At 38.2% G+C, this 19,642-nt stretch carries 18 protein-coding genes; 11 read left to right on the forward strand and 7 right to left on the reverse strand.

Annotated elements, in window-relative coordinates:
- Positions 1 to 103 precede the first annotated feature (103 nt).
- Positions 104 to 3,406: a reverse transcriptase domain-containing protein gene (locus tag L0B70_RS08755; RefSeq protein ID WP_235141433.1), complete on the forward strand. Its 3,303-nt coding sequence runs from the start codon at positions 104 to 106 to the stop codon at positions 3,404 to 3,406.
- A gap of 41 nt (positions 3,407 to 3,447) precedes the next feature.
- Here the strand turns inward: L0B70_RS08755 and L0B70_RS08760 are convergent, their stop codons facing one another.
- Positions 3,448 to 4,806: an acyl-CoA dehydrogenase family protein gene (locus tag L0B70_RS08760; RefSeq protein ID WP_235141434.1), complete on the reverse strand. Its 1,359-nt coding sequence runs from the start codon at positions 4,804 to 4,806 to the stop codon at positions 3,448 to 3,450.
- Positions 4,807 to 4,933: 127 nt separating this feature from the next.
- On the reverse strand, positions 4,934 to 7,279 hold the full coding sequence (locus L0B70_RS08765; RefSeq protein WP_235141435.1) for a polyribonucleotide nucleotidyltransferase: 2,346 nt from the start codon (positions 7,277 to 7,279) through the stop codon (positions 4,934 to 4,936).
- Between the two features lie 334 nt (positions 7,280 to 7,613).
- Here L0B70_RS08765 and L0B70_RS08770 point away from each other — a divergent pair, with 334 nt between their 5' ends.
- The gene (locus L0B70_RS08770; protein WP_235141436.1) at positions 7,614 to 7,856 is read left to right on the forward strand and encodes a GlsB/YeaQ/YmgE family stress response membrane protein; all 243 of its coding nucleotides are present in this window, start codon (positions 7,614 to 7,616) and stop codon (positions 7,854 to 7,856) included.
- A 134-nt stretch (positions 7,857 to 7,990) separates the two neighbouring features.
- On the opposite strand, the gene rpsO is transcribed toward L0B70_RS08770, so the two are convergent.
- Positions 7,991 to 8,260 carry a 30S ribosomal protein S15 gene (rpsO, locus tag L0B70_RS08775; protein WP_235141437.1) on the reverse strand — a complete coding sequence of 90 codons (270 nt, stop codon included), beginning with the start codon at positions 8,258 to 8,260 and terminating at the stop codon, positions 7,991 to 7,993.
- Positions 8,261 to 8,428: 168 nt separating this feature from the next.
- Here rpsO and L0B70_RS08780 point away from each other — a divergent pair, with 168 nt between their 5' ends.
- From L0B70_RS08780 to L0B70_RS08790, 3 genes are all read left to right on the forward strand, one after another.
- Positions 8,429 to 8,986, forward strand: coding sequence for a pyruvate decarboxylase (locus L0B70_RS08780; protein ID WP_235141438.1), 558 nt, complete (start codon positions 8,429 to 8,431; stop codon positions 8,984 to 8,986).
- Between the two features lie 96 nt (positions 8,987 to 9,082).
- Positions 9,083 to 10,402: a magnesium transporter gene (gene mgtE, locus L0B70_RS08785; RefSeq protein ID WP_235141439.1), complete on the forward strand. Its 1,320-nt coding sequence runs from the start codon at positions 9,083 to 9,085 to the stop codon at positions 10,400 to 10,402.
- 49 nt (positions 10,403 to 10,451) lie between these two features.
- The gene (locus tag L0B70_RS08790; protein ID WP_235141440.1) at positions 10,452 to 11,180 is read left to right on the forward strand and encodes an ABC transporter substrate-binding protein; all 729 of its coding nucleotides are present in this window, start codon (positions 10,452 to 10,454) and stop codon (positions 11,178 to 11,180) included.
- Between the two features lie 50 nt (positions 11,181 to 11,230).
- Here L0B70_RS08790 and dapA read toward each other — a convergent pair whose 3' ends face one another.
- Complete coding sequence (dapA, locus tag L0B70_RS08795) at positions 11,231 to 12,103, reverse strand: 4-hydroxy-tetrahydrodipicolinate synthase (protein ID WP_235141441.1); 873 nt, start codon at positions 12,101 to 12,103, stop codon at positions 11,231 to 11,233.
- A 110-nt stretch (positions 12,104 to 12,213) separates the two neighbouring features.
- On the opposite strand from dapA, the gene L0B70_RS08800 reads away from it, so the two are divergent.
- From L0B70_RS08800 to L0B70_RS08820, 5 genes are read left to right on the forward strand one after another with little or no spacing between them, the layout of a single operon-like run.
- The gene (locus tag L0B70_RS08800; RefSeq protein WP_235141442.1) at positions 12,214 to 12,984 is read left to right on the forward strand and encodes a 5'-nucleotidase C-terminal domain-containing protein; all 771 of its coding nucleotides are present in this window, start codon (positions 12,214 to 12,216) and stop codon (positions 12,982 to 12,984) included.
- Complete coding sequence (locus tag L0B70_RS08805) at positions 12,977 to 13,927, forward strand: bifunctional UDP-sugar hydrolase/5'-nucleotidase (protein WP_235141443.1); 951 nt, start codon at positions 12,977 to 12,979, stop codon at positions 13,925 to 13,927. The genes L0B70_RS08800 and L0B70_RS08805 overlap by 8 nt, the downstream gene beginning before the upstream one ends.
- Before the next feature lie 4 nt (positions 13,928 to 13,931).
- The gene (locus tag L0B70_RS08810) at positions 13,932 to 16,154 is read left to right on the forward strand and encodes a T9SS type A sorting domain-containing protein (RefSeq protein WP_235141444.1); all 2,223 of its coding nucleotides are present in this window, start codon (positions 13,932 to 13,934) and stop codon (positions 16,152 to 16,154) included.
- The gene (locus tag L0B70_RS08815; RefSeq protein WP_235141445.1) at positions 16,154 to 16,615 is read left to right on the forward strand and encodes a DNA repair protein RecO; all 462 of its coding nucleotides are present in this window, start codon (positions 16,154 to 16,156) and stop codon (positions 16,613 to 16,615) included. The genes L0B70_RS08810 and L0B70_RS08815 overlap by 1 nt, the downstream gene beginning before the upstream one ends.
- On the forward strand, positions 16,603 to 16,842 hold the full coding sequence (locus L0B70_RS08820) for a hypothetical protein (RefSeq protein WP_235141446.1): 240 nt from the start codon (positions 16,603 to 16,605) through the stop codon (positions 16,840 to 16,842). Before L0B70_RS08815 ends, L0B70_RS08820 begins: the two co-directional genes overlap by 13 nt.
- Here L0B70_RS08820 and L0B70_RS08825 read toward each other — a convergent pair.
- Together L0B70_RS08825 and L0B70_RS08830 are read right to left on the reverse strand one after the other, a co-directional pair.
- Positions 16,820 to 17,833 carry an acyltransferase gene (locus L0B70_RS08825; protein WP_235141447.1) on the reverse strand — a complete coding sequence of 338 codons (1,014 nt, stop codon included), beginning with the start codon at positions 17,831 to 17,833 and terminating at the stop codon, positions 16,820 to 16,822. The two genes, L0B70_RS08820 and L0B70_RS08825, sit on opposite strands and share 23 nt — an antisense overlap.
- A 3-nt stretch (positions 17,834 to 17,836) precedes the next feature.
- Positions 17,837 to 18,559: a hypothetical protein gene (locus L0B70_RS08830; RefSeq protein ID WP_235141448.1), complete on the reverse strand. Its 723-nt coding sequence runs from the start codon at positions 18,557 to 18,559 to the stop codon at positions 17,837 to 17,839.
- 58 nt (positions 18,560 to 18,617) lie between these two features.
- On the opposite strand from L0B70_RS08830, the gene L0B70_RS08835 reads away from it, so the two are divergent.
- Positions 18,618 to 19,055 (forward strand): RNA-binding S4 domain-containing protein, encoded by a 438-nt coding sequence (locus L0B70_RS08835; protein WP_235141449.1) that lies wholly within the window; start codon positions 18,618 to 18,620, stop codon positions 19,053 to 19,055.
- Here L0B70_RS08835 and L0B70_RS08840 read toward each other — a convergent pair.
- Positions 19,052 to 19,561 carry a shikimate kinase gene (locus tag L0B70_RS08840; protein ID WP_235141450.1) on the reverse strand — a complete coding sequence of 170 codons (510 nt, stop codon included), beginning with the start codon at positions 19,559 to 19,561 and terminating at the stop codon, positions 19,052 to 19,054. The two genes, L0B70_RS08835 and L0B70_RS08840, sit on opposite strands and share 4 nt — an antisense overlap.
- Positions 19,562 to 19,642 lie beyond the last annotated feature (81 nt).

Below are 19,642 nucleotides of genomic sequence, written 5' to 3' on the forward strand. Positions count from 1 at the left end.
AATTGTGGGAAAATTACGAGAAAATTTTTTGGGACACTAGTGATTATGGGAAACCGTAATATTCTTTGATTATTATTCTTAAATTTAATGAAATTAAAACTTTATGACAAACTACTTTTTTACTAAAGAACAATTAAAAACAGCATATTTTAAATTGAAATCCTATGTATACTATGATTCTGGAGAATTATTGCTTAGAGAAAAGATTGTAGAATTTGAAACAAATATTAAAGGTCCTGACGATCTATTTTACTTATCTATTTTTAATAATCGTTATAATAAATATGTAAATAAGGATAACAAAAAATTTTCTTTTGGTTCTACTGATATAACAGTAGATCAAAAATTAGAAATAATTACAGAACAACTTAATAAATTTCACGAAAATCCAGAATTTTACGAAACTTTAATTAAGGAAATTGACATTACAATTTTACCGAAAAAAATAAAAAATGAAGAAAAAATAGGTTCAATTGTATCTAACAGAAGAATAAAAGATAAATATTTTCTTGATAAAGTTACCGCATTTATTGAAGCTCCAATTGAAATTCACATTTTATCTGTTTTGTGGTTGATGATAGAAGGGGTAAAAATAGACGCAAAATTATTAGATGAATGTATTGGGAATAGGTTATTTCTGAATAAAAATAATGAAAATGTGCTTCAAGGTAGCTCTTTGTTTAAACCTTACTTTAAACAATATCAAAAATGGAGAGATGGAGCTGTTAATTCCGCAAAAGAATTACTTGATAAAGACAAAAATGTGTTATTTTTAAATCTTGACATAAAAGACTATTTTTATTCTGTAAGAATAGACAAAGAAATTTTTCCAGAAAAGAAAGTCCTAAGACCTTCACAAACTTACTTTAATTTGGGTAATATATTACACAAAATTCATAAAAATTATACTCTATTAATTCTTGAATCTTATAAAATTCCTTATGATTTTAAAAATGAAATTTTAGACAAAGATGGAAACTTAAATAGGTTTATATTACCTATAGGTCTCCTTTCTTCCTACATTTTAGCAAATGATTATTTGAAAGATTTTGATAAAATTATTTTAGAAAAATACAAGCCTGCATATTATGGGAGATATGTCGATGATATTCTTATTGTACTATCAGAACCAAACCTAGTAAATGAAAATGATAAGCATTTAGATTATTTTTTTTCTTTTGAAAAATATAAAGAAAAATTAGCAACAAAAAATGATAATTTTCACCAAGCTGATTTCACTGAAAGCGATTTATCAGAAGTTGAAAATTATATTCTTTATAATTTTCATAATATAGTCAGTTTAGTTAACAACCCATTCTACAGTAATTCAGATTCTACTTCAATGGAATCAAGAATTTTTAAACTGAATGCATATCCCTCACTTTTTTTCCAAAGTGAAAAAACTATTTTACATTTTTTTGATAAGGACGAATCAAGTATCGTTATAGATAAATTAAAAAAAGAATTAGAAGAAAAATCAAGTGAGTTCAGAGATATGCCAAATGATAATGAAGATGATACTATTTTTGAAGACAGCGCATATTACTTGAACTATGATGGCTCAGAAGGAAAAATAAAAACCTTAAAAGATTACAAAGAGAATAAATTTGGTCTATCAGTATATTTATCTCATAAAATAAATTTGGCATTGAGAAATCAAAATATTTTATCAGATAAAGAGCAAAAAAAGATTATTAATTTTTTTAAAGGAGAAAACGTTTTAACATTTTATAGATTGTGGGAAAAAATACTGACCTTATTTTTAGTAAATAACCTTCCACATAATTATGTCGATTTTCTTTTCCATTGTCTTGAACAAATTGATAAAATCTCAACTAATAAAAAATATGACAAAGAAGTAATAATTAATTTGCAAAATTCACTTGTTACTCATCTGTTCTGTTCGCACGAAATATCAATTTCATTAAACCTGAATTTTTTTAAAAGTTCGGATATTAAAAGATATTATGAATTTGGTGCAAATAGACAAAAAAATAAAAATTATATACTTTTCACTTCTTCACTAGATTTTCTTGATCCTAAGAGTTATCAAGCTGTTAGATATAGAAATTCGAATATGATCAGACATCATTATGTTGTTATTCCATTATTAAATTATACAAAAGCAAGTACTAAAAAATCTTTAAATTTAGTAGATAGAAAAACGCATATCGAATCATTTAATCTGGATGAAGATTTGCTGAAAGATTCTCCAAGACCAATTAAGTTCTGGGAATGTTGCATAGCATCGTCCTTTAAGCAATTAAACAAATTTTCCAAAATAAAAGATTTACAAATAGATAATGATGGATATTTAAAAACAGATATTTTATATGATTTTGAACCTATTATTATAGAAGAAGATATATATGATGAGGTAGCTCAAGATTTTAAAAAATCTGAAAAACGTTTAGAACAAAGTTATCTAGATGATGCATTTAATATATATTTATTAGGAAACACTAATCATGACAATAACTATGAAACAAATGAAGATATAAAAAAGAAGTTTTATATTAAAAATGTGAATAATTTTGTAGTTAATAACGAGAATAAAATCACAAAACCTAAAATTGCCTTTGCAAATACAAAAATAGAAGAGGATAATATTCTCAATAGCATTTTAAAATCTCCAAATTTAACTTCAGAAAGATATAATAAGTTAGCGAATATTCTGAAAAAAGCGAGAGAAGAACATACAGATTTACTCTTATTTCCTGAATGCTTTATTCCAATAAACTTACTGTCAACGCTTTCTAGATATTCGGTTGACAATGGAACTTTAATAGTTACGGGATTAGAACATATAACTTTAAATAAAACATCTTTCAATTTTGTTGCAACAATTTTACCAGTGGAAGTAAATGGAATTAAGGATGCAACTATAATTTTAAGATTAAAAAATAATTACTCTCCAGGTGAAGAAAATTTAATAAATAAAAATCACTTAATTGTTCCAAAACCAAAAACGGAACTTGCTCAAATCATAAACTGGCGTAATTTATACTTTTCCGTTTGTTATTGTTTTGAAATGGCAAATATTACTCAACGAGAAAAATTGAAAGGAAAAATAGATTTATTAATTGGGATTGAATGGAATAAAGACACTCCATATTTTTCAAATATTGTTGAGGCCTCTACAAGAGATTTACATTGTTATGTCGCTCAAGTAAATACAAGTAATTTCGGAGATACCAGACTTTCACAACCAACAGAGTCTGCCGTTAAAGATATTTTAAAGTTAAAAGGCGGAACAAATGATTTGATAATAACTGGAGAAATAAACACCAAAAAATTGCGCGATTTTCAAAGAATAAAAACATCAATAAATGATAGTAAAGAATTTAAACCTCTACCTCCTAATTTTGATCTAAAAAATGTATTAGATAGAATTAATGACGTGTAGATTCTTTCTAAATAATAATCAAAAATAAAACAGCATCAATCTTAAACAAACGCACTAAACCCCGTAATACTCCGCCCCACGATCAAAGAATTAATTTCCTTCGTGCCTTCGTAGGAATAAATGGCTTCGGCATCGGCGACAAATCTGGCAACGTCGTATTCCAGTAAAATGCCGTTTCCACCGAGCACTTCGCGCGCGCGGGAAACGATATCGCGGGTTCTTAAAGTACAGAACACTTTCGCCAAAGAGGCGTGCTCATCTTTTAAAATGCCTTCGTCCTGCATTTCAGACAGGCGGAAAACCATGGTTTGCATGGCCGTCAGATTGGAAAGCATTTCTACCAAATGTCCCTGGATCATCTGGAAAGAGGCGATGGGTTTGCCAAACTGTTCGCGCGTTTTGGTGTAGGCGAGAGCACTTTCGTACGCGCCGCGAGCGCAACCGGTCGCCATCCACGCCACGCCGGCGCGCGTCATGCGCAGGACATTTCCGGTATCTTTGAAAGAATTGGCGTGTTCCAGTTTATTTTCCTCGGTGATCAAACAGTTGGTCAAAGTGATCAAGCCGTTTTGCACAATTCGGAGCGCCATCTTGCCTTTAATCTTTTCGACTTTGAAGCCGGGATTGTCTTTTTCCAGGATGAAACCTTTCACTTCGCCGTCATCCAGACTTCTGGCCCAAATGATAATGACATCTGCAAAAGTGGCGTTGCCGATCCATTTTTTCTGGCCGTTTAAGATATAACCTTCGGGCGTTTTTTTACAGGTCGTGGTTAAACCGCCCGCGGCGCCGGAACCGACGTCGGGCTCCGTCAAACCAAAGGCGCCGATCTTTTCGAACTGCTGCATTTGCGGCAACCATTTTTCTTTCTGAGCTTCGGAGCCGCAGAGGTAAATGGAACCCATGGAAAGTCCGGACTGCACGCCAAAGAAAGTCGCGACTGAGGCATCAACCCGCGCCATTTCCATAGCGAGAACGCCCTCCATTAAAAAAGGCAAACCGGGACAGCCGTAGCCTTCGTAAGTGACGCCGCAGACATTGAGTTTTTTAAACTTTTCGATGATTTCAAAAGGAAAAGAATCGTGCAGCCAGTGATCATTGACCAAAGGTTTGACTTCGTTTTCCATAAAATTGCGAACTTTGAGCTGAATTTCTTTTTGTTCGGGTGTCAAAGTTTCGAAAACGTCGTAGAAATCGCCATCTACGGGCGGCAATTCCTTTTTCTTTTTGTCGGGATCGATGGCGCGCATGAGCATCTTGATCTGCTTATCATTCATTTTCGAAAAACCTTCCATCATTTTGGGGAGATCTACTTTGCCGGATATTTTGGAAAGTTCATCCAGATCAATTGATTTGAAGATTTCAATGGCGTTTCTGACTTTGGAAAAAAGGTTAGGCATCTTTTATAATTTAAAAAAAAAGATACGGAAAAAGTTTTGAAGGGATCAGCCTTATATTTTTTACCTAAAAAAGCCATCCCGACTTGATGTCAGGATGGCTTCAGTTAATATCGCTGAGGTTTTCTAATTAGAAACCTTCCGGCTTCGCATCAGTCGGATTCTCACCTTCGTTCAAAGGTTTGAAACTCTCTCCTTCGTTTGATTGATTGTTGTTTTGAGAACCTTGCTGCGGTCGGTTATTTCCGCCGTTGTAGTTTCCTTCTCTGCGGTCGTCTCTGCGCTGAGGTCTGTCGCCTTGCGGACGGTCTTCTCTCGGGCGGTCGTTGTTCTGCGGTCTGTCACCTTGTGGACGTTCTTCACGCGGAGGTCTTTCCAACAAAACCTTACGCGAAAGTTTCATTTTCTTACGGTCATCATAACCCATGAATTTCACTTCTACTTCGTCGCCTTCGTTGTACGGAACTTTGTCCAGACGTCTCCATTCGATCTCGGAGATGTGCAGTAAACCTTCGGTTCCTTTTGCAATCGCTACAAAGGCGCCAAAATCCATTACTTTCACAACTTTACCGTTGTATACGCTGCCGACAACCGGTACGAAACAGATTTCGTTGATGGCTGCAATGGTCGCGTCGATGTTTTGTCTGTTCACCCCGGAGATTTCAATTCTTCCGATTTCGCCGATTTCTTCAATCGCGATAACCGTGTCGAAATCTTTCTGCATCTGCTGAATGATTTTTCCTCCAGGTCCGATGATGGCACCGATGAAATCTTTGGAGATTTCCAGTACTTCCATTTTCGGAGCGTGTGGTTTCACATCTTCTCTTGGTGCGTCGAGGGTTTTTAGTAATTCGTTCAGGATGTGGAGTCTTCCGTCTTTCGCTTGGATCAGGGCTTTTTCCATAATGTCCATGGTTAAGCCTTCTACTTTGATGTCCATTTGACAAGCGGTGATTCCGTCTGCCGTTCCGGTTACTTTAAAGTCCATGTCTCCTAAGTGATCTTCGTCGCCTAAGATATCGGAAAGCACCGTGAATTTCCCTGATTTTGGATCAGTTACAAGACCCATTGCAATCCCGGAAACCGGTTTTGAAATTTGAACACCGGCATCCATCAACGCTAAAGTTCCGGCACAAACCGTTGCCATAGATGATGAACCGTTGGATTCTAAAATATCAGAAACGATACGGATGGTGTAAGGATTTTCTGTCGGGATCATTTTCGCCAAAGCTCTTTGAGCCAGGTTTCCGTGACCGACTTCTCTTCTGGATGTTCCTCTTAAAGGTCTTGCTTCACCCGTTGAAAACGGCGGGAAGTTATAATGTAAGAAGAATTTTTGATCGTAGTTGATGGCCACCGTGTCGACCATGTTTGCATCTTTTACAGAGCCTAAAGTTACTGCAGTCAGGGACTGAGTTTCTCCTCTGGTAAAAATGGCGGAACCGTGTGCTCCGGGTAAATAATCAACTTCTGACCAGATCGGACGGATCGTTTCCGGCGTTCTTCCATCCAAACGGATTTTTTCGTTAAGGATCATTTGACGCATTGCTTCTTTTTCTACATCGTGGAAATAGATTTTTGCGTATGGAGTTACGGTTTCTAATTCTTCCTCTGAATACTGAGTTAAGAATTCTTCTAAAACCGCTTGGAAATTTTCATGTCTTTCTTCTTTAGCAGAAGGAGTTTTTGCAACTTCATATACCTTATCGTAAGTGGCTGCCCAAACTTTTTCGCGAATTTCTTCGTTGTGGTCTTCGTGCGTGTATTCTCTTTTTGGAAGAGATTTGCCAACTCTTTCAGCTAATCTTTCTTGCGCGGCAACCTGAACTTTAATTTCTTCGTGTGCGAATTTGATGGCTTCGATCATTTCCTGTTCAGAGATTTCGTCCATTTCGCCTTCTACCATGACGATAGAATCTTTCGTGGCGCCCACCATAATATTTAAATCAGCTTTCGCTAAATTTTCCATACTTGGGTTCACTACTAATTTACCGTCGATTCTGGCGACAGTTACTTCAGACATTGGTCCGTTGAAAGGAATATCGGTAATTGCGATGGCAGCAGAAGCGGCTAATCCAGCCAAAGATTCCGGCATACATTCTTTATCATAAGAAATCAGGGAAATCATCACCTGAACTTCTGCATGAAAATCGGAGGGAAAAAGTGGACGCAAAACGCGGTCAACCAATCTCATTGTTAAAATTTCTTCGTCGGAGGGTCTTGCTTCTCTTCTGAAAAAGTTTCCCGGAATTTTTCCTGCGGAATAAAATTTCTCTCTGTAATCTACTGTTAATGGTAAGAAATCAACACCCGGTTTCGCATCTTTGCTGGCGACCACCGTTGCAAGAAGCATGGTGCCTCCCATTGTTACTACTACAGCGCCATTAGCCTGTTTTGCTAATTTTCCTGTTTCGATGGTGATTTCTCTGCCATCGCTTAATTGAATTTTTTCAATAATTGCTTGTGGAGCATTCATAAAATTTGTTCGTCTTTGGCACTCCGTATTGAGTGCGTTATTATTTAATGTATTTAAATTTTCGAGGGCAAATATACGGAAATTTGGCGATTTTGCAGGAGCGCCGATTGTGAGGGTAAAACGGAAGTTTTTCTGCGCTGTATGCCTGCTACCAAAGAGAGTAGAGAAAAGAACGTCATTCCGCTGAACACGAACTGATTAAACAAAAGGATTTTAAAACCTCAAAATAACTTCGTGATTTAAATTTAAGAAAAAACAATTATTGCAGGCTTTTCGGCACAAATTTGGTTACCGAATTACGCATAACATATTTATAACATTAAAAATAAACATTATGGGAATTCTTTGGACATTAATTATCGGAGCCATTGCAGGCTGGTTAGGATCACAAATTTTTAAAGGTGGAAGCCTTGGATTAATCGGGAATATTATTGTAGGTATTATCGGTGGTTTTATTGGGTACTGGTTATTAGGCGGCAGACTGGGCGAGGGCGTAGTAGGCGAAATTTTAACAGGTACAATTGGTGCCATTGTATTGCTGGCGATTGTAAATCTCTTTACCAGAGGAAGGGTGTAAGAATAAATTTACTTCGAAAAAATCAATTAGCAACTTAGAAATAGGTTGCTAACTTTTTATGTTAAAGCGGATTTTAAAAGTAAAAAAAGCAACTTCAAATTGAAGTTGCTTTTCTTTTTTGTTGCGAAGAACGATTATTTTCTTAATCCCAATTCTGCAATAATAGCTCTGTATCGATTAATATCTTTCTTTTTAAGATAATCTAATAGCGCTTTTCTTTTACCTACCAAAAGGACCAAAGAGCGCTCGGTTGCGTAATCTTTATGGTTTTTTTTAAGGTGACCTGAAAGGTGGTTAATTCTGAAAGTAAAAAGGGCAACTTGTCCTTCTGCGCTTCCTGTGTCTGCGTCAGACTTTCCATGTTTTGCGAAGATCTCTTTCTTCGTGTCAGTTGTTAGGTACATTCCAATATTATTTAATGATTATTATGTAATGGGTGCAAAAGTACAATTATTATTTGAAACCGAATCTATAATTGGTTTATAAAATTTTGGTTTTCAAACGTTAATAATTTCTTAAAATTTTTATTGTTAATCCGCTGAATGGCAGTATTTTTGCAACAACACCCAATAATGAAAAATTTCTATCTCCTGACCTTTTCTCTTCTGACCATTATTTCTTTAACTGCCTGTCAGTCAGCTTATGCGCAAAATGCCAAAACACTTAAAGATTTAAAGGGTATCAATATTTTATATTTTAACCCCGAAGTTTTTCCGGACATCGAAGAAATTAAAGATCCCACGTATTCGGCTTTTTATGCTGCCGTTTCGGAGAAAAACCATCATTTTCGCAATTACAAAATGCTTCGTGTAGATTCTTATATTCCCTTTGATTCTGTGGATGCCGAATCCATCATGGAATTTTGCCGGAATAATAACGCGCAGTTTGCCATTGTACCCAAGGTGAAATATTTTAAAGTAGGTTTCGGTAAATATATTTTTTCCAATCAGGTAATCGTCAGTTTGAAAATGTTCGATTCGGCTGGAAAGATGGTGGCACAGACTGATTATGATACTTTCAAAAAAAATGCGCGCATACTGGGTTCTGCCGAAAATTCTATTAAAATCGGTACCGAAGGCGCCATGAATAACATGGCAAAAGACTTTTCAAAAAGCAAAAGATTTTTCTAAAGCGCTCACCAATCCAATCCTATATCTAAATTTCTCCTCTTTATTCGTCTGTTTGGAAGTTTTTGGGTTAATTTTGCAATTCTATAAAAAGAAATTGTGCAAAGTAAAGAACTGGTTTTTAACCCCGCAGATATCGCAGAAACGCTCAGCGAACTTCACGCTGATGAGCGTCTTTTGGCTTTCCTGAAAGTTCCGAAGCAGTACAAAGCCGACGTTTTTTCACATCTAGATCCCGATTTTCAGGAAGAAACCATTCGAAGCATCGGCAGCGAAGAGGTTTCGGAGATCCTGAATGCCATGACGCCCGATGACAGAACGGCCCTGTTCGAGGATTTTCCGGATGAACTCATTAAGTCCTCCATCAACCTTTTAAATCCGAAAGAACGCCGCATTGCACTGAAGCTTTTGGGATATGATTCGGATTCCATCGCGCGTTTGATGACGCCGTACTACATTCAGATTCGAAAAGAATGGACCGTTCAGAAATGTCTGCAGCAGATAAAAAAGGTGGGTAAAAAGATGGAAACCATGAACCATCTTTATGTGGTGGATGAACGAAACCAGCTTATCGACGATATAGCCATCGGATCTTTGCTCTTGGCAGAAGAAGATACTTTAATTTCCGACCTTACCGATAACCATTTTGTTGCCATTACAACAACGACTTCCAAAGAAGACGCTGTACAATACTTCGAGAAATATGACCGCACTGCGCTGCCGATTGTCACCGAAGCCGGAGTTTTGGTGGGAATTGTGACGATTGATGATATTTTAGATCAAATCGAATCCCAGAATACGGAAGACATTCAGAAATTCGGGGGTTTAGATGCGCTCGATTTGCCGTATATTCAGACATCCTGGACGGAAATGATCAAGAAACGCGCAACGTGGCTCGTTATTTTATTTTTTTCCGAAATGCTAACCGCTTCGGCCATGGGTTATTTTGAGCATGAAATTCAAAAAGCCGTGGTTCTTGCCCTTTTTGTTCCTTTAATTATTTCCAGTGGCGGTAATTCCGGGTCTCAAGCCGCAACTTTGATCATCCGGGCGATGGCTTTGCAGGAAATCACGCTGAAAGACTGGTGGTATGTCATGCGCAAAGAGATTGTTTCGGGCGTTTGTTTGGGCGGAATTCTGGGCTTTATCGGCTTTTTTAGGATTATGGCGTGGCAAAAAATGGGTTTGTTTGATTACGGCGAATACTGGATGTTTGTAGCCCTCAGCATTTCCTGCTCGTTGGTTTTAATCGTGCTTTGGGGTACGCTATCCGGTTCCATGATTCCGTTTGTTTTGAAAAGGCTGAAACTCGATCCGGCCACGTCTTCCGCACCGTTTGTTGCTACGTTGGTGGATGTTACGGGCTTGATCATCTATTTTACGATCGCCGGATTTTTTCTCAGCGGTAGGATGCTTTAAAATTCTTTCGAAATTTTCTGGGCTTTCCCATTCAAATTTTCACAAAATCATGAAGATAATTTCCCTTGTTCCCAGCCTTACAGAAACACTTTTCGACTTTGGTCTGACCGATAAGGAAGTAATCGGGAGAACAAAATTCTGCATTCATCCGAAAGACCTGGTGAAAAATGTCGCCGTTATTGGTGGGACAAAAAATCTTAATATCGATAAAATTAGGGCGCTGAAACCTGACTTGATTATCGCCAACAAAGAAGAGAACGACAAAATTCAGGTGGAAGAACTGATGAAAGATTTTAACGTTTGGGTCACCGATATCGAAACGCTGGAAGACAACAAACAATTCCTCACCGAACTCGGAACGATCTTAAAAAAGGAAGAATCAGCCAGGAAATTTAACGCGCAAATCAATGCGGTGTTTAGTTTGAATAAAACCGCTGAACCTAAAAAGGTGGCGTATTTAATCTGGAAAAATCCTTATATGACGGTGGGTTCGGATACATTTATTCACGAAATCATTCAAGAATTAGGTTTCAAAAATCTATTTGAAAACCACAAGAGATATCCGGAAATTTCGATTGAGGAAATGAAAAATGCGGACTTTATCTTTTTATCCACGGAGCCTTTTCCGTTTCAACAAAAACATATTGAGGAACTCCAAAAAGAATTACCAACCCAGAAAATTATTTTGGTCGATGGCGAAGCTTTTTCCTGGTACGGAACGCATTTGGCGAAATGCGCAGACTATTACCGGACTTTTCAAACAGAAAATTTTATATAAAAAAAGACTCCCTTTCGAAAGTCTTCTCTATAATTTTTTGGGGTTTAAAATTAGATATTTTTCATCTCCGCTTTAATTTTATCCTGTAAACCATCGCTCGCCCTTACCAAAGGCAGACGCAAATAATTTTTTATAATTCCTTTCTCGGCTAACACCATTTTAATTCCCGCAGGATTTCCTTCGGCGAAAATCAGGCGTGTAATCTCCACGAGTTTGTTGTGAATTTCGTAGGCTTCTTTCACTTTTCCGTCGAAAGCCAGCTGAACCATCGTTGAAAATTCTTTCGGATAGCCCTGTCCGATCACAGAGATCACCCCATTTCCGCCCGCTAAAGTGACAGGAAGCGTAAATTCATCGTCGCCCGAAACCAAGGTGAAGTTTTCCGGTTTTTGTCTCAAAATATCGAAATATTGAAGAATGTTCGGCGCGGCTTCTTTAATCATCATTAAATTCGGAAACTCTTTCGCCAATCTTAAGGTCGTCGCGGCTTCGATATTTTGTCCGGTTCTTGAGGGAACATTGTAAATGATAATCTTTTTTCCGGTGCCGGCCAACATTTTGTAATGCTGATAAAGCCCTTCCTGACTCGGTTTGTTGTAATACGGGGAAACGGAAAGTACGGCTTCGAACGCGGAAAGATCAGCTTCTTCGATTTGCTTTTTCACCTCCATCGTGTTATTGCCGCCAATCCCGAGAACCAACGGAACGCGACCCTTGTTCGCCTTTACAATGTGATTAATTACCTGTAATTTTTCTTCTGTTGAAAGGGTTGCCGCTTCTGCGGTGGTTCCCAGAACCACCAGATAATTAGTGCCGTTCTCAATATTGTAGTCAACCAGTTTCGTTAAGGCCTCAAAATCTAGGGATAAATGTTCGTTAAACGGCGTCACCAAAGCCACACCAACTCCTTTTAAATTGCTCATTCTTATAAAATTAATGTTTCAAAAATACAAAATTTAATGCGAGAATTTGTGAAAAAAAAAGCGAAGTTTATATTCATATCTTTATATTTGCAACACTACATTTTACCTCAATGAAAATAAAATTTCTCGTATTCGGTCTGGCCGCGCTGTCTCTTTCTGCGTGTAAAGCACCGCTCAATATTGCACAGGTTCAAACCGAAAAAAACATTTCCATCGCGAAAGATTTGCCGGAAGATCAAAATTTTAATACAGTTATCGAACCTTACAAAGAAGAACTGGAAGGCAAGATGAACAAAAAAATTTCTTACACCGCAGTTGATCTAAATAAACAGGGCGACAACAGTAATCTGGGAAATCTCCTCGCCGATTATACGTTTGAAGGTGCGGACGAATGGGCGAAAAAAAACGGCATTCCGGGTGGAGTAGATGCTGCCGTAATTAATGTGGGCGGAATTCGGTCGACGATAGGCGCTGGTGATATTTTGACGAAAAGTATTTACGAAGTGATGCCGTTCGAAAACGAAGTTCTTATTGTGAAGATGAAAGGAGCTGATCTAAAAGGCCTTTTCGATTACTACTTGACTACGCAGAAAAACAATCCCGTATCCCATTTATACATTGAAACTGAAAACGGAATGACGGTAAAAGAGCTCGTAAACGGAAAAGAAGTGGAAGCTACGAAAGAGTATTACATCGCGACATCCGACTATCTGGCAATGGGTGGTGATAATATGGCTTTCTTCGGGAAAGGCGAGTTAATTTCGACGGGCATTAAGCTGCGCGATCTTTTTCTTGAGAAATTTCAAAACAATCCACAAGTTGTGGCACCAATCGATATCCGTTTAAATTTTAAAAACAGAAAAAACACGACCAATGAATAGAAAGCAGTTTTTAAAAACAATTGGTGGCGGGACTTTAGCCATGACTTTAGCGCCAAATTTGTTGATGGCAGAAAACTTTAAACTCCTAAATCTTAAATCCGAATATAAACTGACGATTCTTCATACCAACGATCAGCACAGCAGAATTGAACCGTTTGAGGCGAGTTATACGAGAAATCCAAACCAGGGCGGTTTTGCAAGACGCGCCGCTTTAATCGAAAAGATCCGGAGCGAAAACAAAAATGTGTTGCTGCTGGATTCGGGCGATACTTTTCAGGGAACGCCATACTTCAATTTTTTTGGCGGCGAACTCGAATTCAAACTCATGTCGATGATGGGTTACGATGCTTCTACAATGGGAAACCATGATTTTGATAACGGTTTGGCCGGCTTCAAAAAAGTGCAGCCCAGTGCGAAATTTCCGTTTATCTGTTCCAATTACGATTTCACAAATACCATACTCGACGGACAAACCCTTCCCTATAAAGTTTTTAATAAAAACGGAATTAAAGTCGGAATTTTTGGTGTAGGAATTGAACTGGCGGGTCTGGTTGGAAAGAAAGATTATGGTGAAACGGTTTACAAAGATCCTGTAGAAATCGCCCAACATTACTCGGAGTTTTTAAGAAACGATAAAAAATGCGATCTCGTTATTTGTCTTTCGCACATTGGATATGACTACAAAGACAATACGGACAAAATTTCAGATAAAATTTTGGCGGCAAAAACCGATGGAATCGATTTGATCTTAGGCGGTCACACGCATACTTTCTTGCCGGAACCGCAAAAGTTCAGCAACAGAAAAGGAAAGACGGTATTGGTAAATCAGGTAGGCTGGGCCGGACTGCTTTTAGGAAAACTGGATTTTTATTTCGATAAAAGTAAAAGTGTGAAAAATATTTCATGGAATAATCAAGTTATAGATGATACCATTCTAGTTTAAAACGATGAAAAAATTACTACCCTTTTTATTTCTTCTTTCAGTAAGCATTTCCGCGCAGATTATTTCGTCGAACAAATGGACGGATTTATTTTCTTACAACAACGTTTTGGCCATCCGCGAAGACAACGGAAAACTGATTGCAGCGACGGAAAACGGTATATTTTTTTACACGCCTGCAACGGGCGAAATTACAAAACTTTCCAAAGCAAACGGTTTGCACGAGGTGAAGATCTCTGCATTTGATTACAATCCTGTTACAAAGATCGGTTTGGTGGGCTACCAGAACGGGTCGATGGATGTAATTACACCGGAAGGAATAACTTATGTGGTTGATATTCCGATTGCTCAAGGGTATAATGGCAATAAAAAAATCAATCATATTTCAATTACGGGAGACAAGGCCGTTATTTCCGTCGGTTACGGCGTTTCAATTTTTAAATTGGATAAAAAAGAATTCGGCGACTCTTCCTTTTTTACCAGCGGCGGCACTTACGAAGCAGCGAAAGAAGCAACCATTCAAGACAACGTAGTGTTTGTAGTTACCGCAACAGGCCTGAAATCACATGAAATGGATGTTACCTTTCCAATTTATTCCAGTTGGAATACCATCGCGGCCGGAAGTTTCAGCCAAATGGCGGGTGGCAGTGTCCTGGCCTTTTCTAATTCCAGTACGGTACAGTTTGGAAATGGAGGTACATTCTCGACCTTGGCGCAAACTTTTTCGAATATACAGGATGTAATGGTTACCGATCAAAATATTATCGTGGCAGATCTTAATGCAGTTTCTGTTTTTGATAATACCGGAACTTTTATAAGATCTTATACCGCGAGTGAGTCCTTAAATACGGGATATTTTTCTTCTTCGAAAATCTATGCAGGCTCGAAACTAGCGGGAATGCTTGCGGAGTCGGGAGAATCGCTGAAACCTGATGGACCGTATAACAATGCATCTTATAAATTAGATATTGTAGGAAACCAAATCGTAGTTTCTTCCGGCGGAAGAGATGCGTTTAATGAGCCTATTTACAGAGGTTTGGGCTATTATCATTATGACGGGACCAAGTGGATTTATCCGGATCTATTTAAAAATACGTCAACCCAATTTAATATTCTGGATGCCGTCATCAACCCGTCGAAACCGGGAGAGATTTTCTTTACAAATTACACGCCGTTTGATGGTACGAAAGGCATTTACAAAATGGATAATGACCAGTTTGCTAAAATTTACGCAAGCACGGGTGGCTTCAATAATCTGACGGTTGGGATGACCTTCGATGAAAACAATCAGCTTTTCGTATCAGAAGTACTCAACAACGACAAGATAGGATTTTATTACTACAATGCAACTTCAGATAATTTTACTTTAGTTAATGTAGTTACGGCAGGGCGCGCCCAGAAACCTTTTACGAAAGATGGAATTCTATTTATTCCGGATCCTGTTTTTACTGGCGGTGGCCTTTTGATTTATGATTACAATAACACGCCCTCTTCCCTTAGTGATGACCGTTTTAAAATGTTAAAAAAAGTAAATAATCTGCCGGCGGATGGGGTGGTGTCTGCAGCGATCGATAAAAACGACGATATTTGGATCGGAACCCGGATTGGTTTAAGAATAATAGGAAATCCCGCCAACATTATTACGGAAAATAATCCACAGGCCGAACCGATTATCATCGAAGAAAATGGTCTTGGCGAAGAGCTTTTCCGCGACAGTAATGTTTTGCAGATTGAAGTGGACGCCGGAAATCAAAAATGGATTTCTATTGATGGCGGCGGCGTTTTCTATCTCAGTTCGAACGGAGAGCAAACCCTGAAACATTTTACGCGGTCCAATTCGCCGCTGCCCAGCGATAACATAACCGATATTAAGGTTGATAATCTTACAGGAAAAGTATATTTTGCCACGTTGGAAGGGATTATGGTTTATCAGGGCGATATTCTGGAGGTAACAGAGAACTTTGGGAATGTTTTGGTTTACCCGAATCCGGTTGTTTATTCCAGATACAAAGGAAATGTAACCATTCGCGGCCTTGCGGAAAAAACAAATATCAGAATTACCGATGCGGCCGGAAACCTTGTTCATCAGGCAGTCTCCAGAGGTGGCTATTACGAGTGGAATCTTAACAATCATCGTGGAGTGCGCGTGGCATCCGGAATTTATTTTGTTCTGATGACCAACGCAGACGGAACCGACACTGCCACGGCGAAAATTGCAGTTGTAAATTAATGCTGAGCCAAACATGTTTTCTGCTCTCTTATGTTAAATATGGCGACAAGGGTGCGGTTTTAAACTGCTTCTCCAGAAATAACGGCTACGAAAGCTTTTTTGCGCCCAATATTTATGCTCCCAGAAACAGGCAGAAGTCTTACTTGTTTCCGCTTCAGGAAATTCAAATTACATTCGCCGCGAAAAAGAGAGGAGACAGCCTGCAAAATGTTTTGAAAATTGAAAAGGCAGAAAATACCGAAGAGGTTAATAATGTGAATGTAAACTCTATTCTTTTTTTTATTGCAGATTTATTGAATCAGATTTTAAAGGAAGAACAGCATTCCGAAAAGATGTATGACGAAATTAAGATGTTTTTGGGAGAACTCAATTTAAAAAATTACGACGCCCACATTGGATTGATCTTTCGCATTCTCCTTCGCCAGGGGATTTCCCCTTATTTGCAGATTTGCGCTACGTAAATCCCGAAAGCGGAAATTTTACCGATCAGCAGTCCGTACAGTTATTTGATGAAGAAATAACCGGCGTTTGGAAGAACTTCATTACCTCCGAAAACATTTACGGAATTAAATTGCCCAGAAATCTCCGTAAAAAAATGATACAGTCTTTAATGTATTACTACAGCCTTCACATCGATGGTTTTCGTGAACCCGTTTCCCTGAGCGTTATACAACAGATTTATGATTAAATTTTCTTTTCAGAACAGGTTTTTCAATAAAGTTCCAGACAAACACTGAGAAGATGACGACTAACGCTAAACACGAAAAGAAGGCGTAAAAGGAATACCTTTCGAATAATTTCTCCTGAACGAAAATTTGTATAATGGGAAAATGTACAAGATATACCCCGTAAGAAAAGTCCCCGTATTTAGCAAATTTCTTCAAAGGGAGCTTCAGGTAGGCCGCCCAAAAAATACCGATTCCTAAAGCGAAAGGTGTGACCAGATTCACCGAAAATATTCCTTTCTCCAGTATTACAATTCCCACCGCAAAAGGCAAGAGCAAATTGATTTGTTTTTTGAAAAATGCAAGGTTTAAAAACAGGAGAATTCCGGTAGCGAAATAGGAAAGAACTCCCGGAAGTTGCCGCGAAAGTTCATCTTTGCCATTATGCGCTAAAAGAGAGGAATAAAGAATGGAAAAAATGTAGATCGCTGTTAAAATAATATTTTTTCGACCTTTACTTTTGTTTTGCAGCGCGTAAAACAGAAACGGAATGAAAATATAAAACATTAACTCTACCTTAATCGTCCAAAGCGAGCCATTGACGGCGCAAATGTAATTGTTACCAAAAACCCCGTCGATACACGGCTGCAGGAAATTCATAAAGAATAAATTCACGCCCAGATATTTGAGCCAGTCCGTTGAAAAGTAATCCAGAAAATTTTTATCGGAAAAAAGAAACAGAAACACTGAAAAAAAGAGCACCACAAAAAAATAGGCGGGAAAAATTCTCCTCGCCCTATTGATGGCATATTTTTTTAGATCCCGAAACTTATCGTAGCTCGAATAGATTAAAAAGCCACTGATGATAAAAAAGCAAAATACGCTGTAGTTGGGCATCGCGGCGAAGAATTCGTTGTTAAATTCTGGTCGCGCACTTAAAATGATCGTATGGCCAATAACAACTAAAAATGCGAAAACAAATCGCAAAAAATCGAAGTTATTGGCATGTTTCATAGGTTATCTCGGGTCGGGTGCGGTTGTACTTTTATACACCTGAAAGTTAAAAACAAAACTTCTGTTTCTAAGCGAAATATCGGAATAATTAAAGTAGGGATCTCTGGCAAACGCCGCTCTGGACGGAACAATGATCACGCCCTGCATATTATAATTACTTTCGTCGGAAATGTCGAAAGCTTTGAACTTGAGAAGCGCTTCCTTAAAACCTTCAATCTCGTAGTAACTGCGCTGTTTTGCCTCTGCTGTGGTTCCATTCTGCAAAACACTTTGTTTTACGTAAAAATAAGCCGGATCCACTTCCGGTACGCCACTTCCGGCTACATTGTTTCTAAAGGAAAAACCTGAGGAATAACCAACTTTTCCATCAGTATTCGTGGCGACATAAGAATTGGCAATCTGCATAATTTTAATAATATCGCTGGAGCCAATTACGGTGCCAGGTTCCGGCTGTGCGCCCTCTCTCATGATGTAAATAACGCCTGAAGGTAAAGTTACAGGTTCCAGATCAGCCAACTTAACGTTCACGGTATCAGTTTCAACGTAATTTTTTATAATTCCTTTGGCGTCGAGATAGTGGGTTTGCAAAAAGCTTTGTGCGGCCTGGTCGTCGTAAGTGTTTTGCGTCTCGATGCTTACTTCTTCAATGGCGTCTACATTGTCATCTTTTCGACAGGAAATAATGGCGATTGAAGCTAAAGCCAGATATAAGAATCTTTTTTTCATTTTTATAATTATCGTTAAATTGCTAAAATTTTTAATCCAGCAAAAGTATAAATAAATTATGAGAATAGATAAATTTTTATGGTGCGTGCGTTTTTACAAAACCCGAAGCATTGCGGCCGACGAAATAAAAAAGAACCGGGTGTCCCTCGGAAATCAGCCCGTAAAAAGTTCAAAGGAAGTGAAAGAGGGAGATCTCATCAAAATCAGAAAAAACCAGATCGACTATCAGATTAAAATTTTACAGATACCGAAGAGCAGAATGAGCGCGAAACTGGTGCCATTGTATATTGTTGATAAAACCGAGAAAGAACAGTATGAAGTTCTGAAACAGCGAAAACTAACCCAGGATTATTACCGCATCAAAGGCGAAGGCAGACCCACCAAAAGAGACCGCCGCGCGATGGACGAATTTGTGGAAAACGACGGCACCGCTGAAATGGAAGGTGGCGAGTGGGATTTGTTTTTTAGTGACGTTGAAGATGGATCGGCCGATTAAAGCAGTGCTTTGATCTCTGCCACGATTTGGTCGACTTCTTTGCCGTCTGTATCCACCGTGAATTTTGCCTGAGCGTAATAATGATTTCTTTCAAAAAGATGTTTTGCGATAAATTCGGGTAAATCTCCATCAGGAATATCAGCGATTAAAGGTCGTTTGCTTTTCTGTTTTAAAAGTCTCTGAGAAAGAGTAGTGACGGAGGTTCGTAGAAAAATACTTTCCGAATGATGGTTAATCATCTCGATGTTGTTGTAATAAGCCGGTGTTCCGCCGCCCACACTCAAAATGAGGTCGGTTTCGTGGACCAAAATTTCCTCTAAAAGTCGGCGTTCCTCCTTCCGAAAGTAGATTTCACCCCTTTTTTCGAATATTTGCGGGATCGTTAAATTATTTTTCAAAGAAATGTAGTGATCCAGGTCAATTAATTTTAGGTCCAAATCCTGGCTCAAAACTTTGGAAACGTGTGATTTGCCACTTCCCATGTATCCTATCAGCGAAATTTTCATGTTTTTATTTTGCACAAAGTACCAGAAAAATTTTGAGATTTTAAAAAAAGACCTATCTTTGCACCACTTTAAAAAGGGAAG

This window comes from Kaistella sp. 97-N-M2, from assembly GCF_021513235.1.
Lineage (GTDB): Bacteria > Bacteroidota > Bacteroidia > Flavobacteriales > Weeksellaceae > Kaistella.

Excerpts from the sequence above, each read along its gene's own strand:
- L0B70_RS08825 (WP_235141447.1), bottom strand. The coding sequence starts at position 17,833 with ATGAAACATGCCAATAACTTCGATTTTTTGCGATTTGTTTTCGCATTT.
- L0B70_RS08810 (WP_235141444.1), top strand. The coding sequence starts at position 13,932 with ATGAAAAAATTACTACCCTTTTTATTTCTTCTTTCAGTAAGCATTTCC.
- rpsO (WP_235141437.1), bottom strand. The coding sequence starts at position 8,260 with ATGTACCTAACAACTGACACGAAGAAAGAGATCTTCGCAAAACATGGA.
- L0B70_RS08765 (WP_235141435.1), bottom strand. The coding sequence starts at position 7,279 with ATGAATGCTCCACAAGCAATTATTGAAAAAATTCAATTAAGCGATGGC.
- L0B70_RS08800 (WP_235141442.1), top strand. The coding sequence starts at position 12,214 with ATGAAAATAAAATTTCTCGTATTCGGTCTGGCCGCGCTGTCTCTTTCT.
- L0B70_RS08835 (WP_235141449.1), top strand. The coding sequence starts at position 18,618 with ATGAGAATAGATAAATTTTTATGGTGCGTGCGTTTTTACAAAACCCGA.
- L0B70_RS08760 (WP_235141434.1), bottom strand. The coding sequence starts at position 4,806 with ATGCCTAACCTTTTTTCCAAAGTCAGAAACGCCATTGAAATCTTCAAA.
- L0B70_RS08815 (WP_235141445.1), top strand. The coding sequence starts at position 16,154 with ATGCTGAGCCAAACATGTTTTCTGCTCTCTTATGTTAAATATGGCGAC.
- L0B70_RS08830 (WP_235141448.1), bottom strand. The coding sequence starts at position 18,559 with ATGAAAAAAAGATTCTTATATCTGGCTTTAGCTTCAATCGCCATTATT.
- L0B70_RS08790 (WP_235141440.1), top strand. The coding sequence starts at position 10,452 with ATGAAGATAATTTCCCTTGTTCCCAGCCTTACAGAAACACTTTTCGAC.
- dapA (WP_235141441.1), bottom strand. The coding sequence starts at position 12,103 with ATGAGCAATTTAAAAGGAGTTGGTGTGGCTTTGGTGACGCCGTTTAAC.
- L0B70_RS08780 (WP_235141438.1), top strand. The coding sequence starts at position 8,429 with ATGAAAAATTTCTATCTCCTGACCTTTTCTCTTCTGACCATTATTTCT.
- L0B70_RS08755 (WP_235141433.1), top strand. The coding sequence starts at position 104 with ATGACAAACTACTTTTTTACTAAAGAACAATTAAAAACAGCATATTTT.
- L0B70_RS08805 (WP_235141443.1), top strand. The coding sequence starts at position 12,977 with ATGAATAGAAAGCAGTTTTTAAAAACAATTGGTGGCGGGACTTTAGCC.
- L0B70_RS08770 (WP_235141436.1), top strand. The coding sequence starts at position 7,614 with ATGGGAATTCTTTGGACATTAATTATCGGAGCCATTGCAGGCTGGTTA.
- L0B70_RS08840 (WP_235141450.1), bottom strand. The coding sequence starts at position 19,561 with ATGAAAATTTCGCTGATAGGATACATGGGAAGTGGCAAATCACACGTT.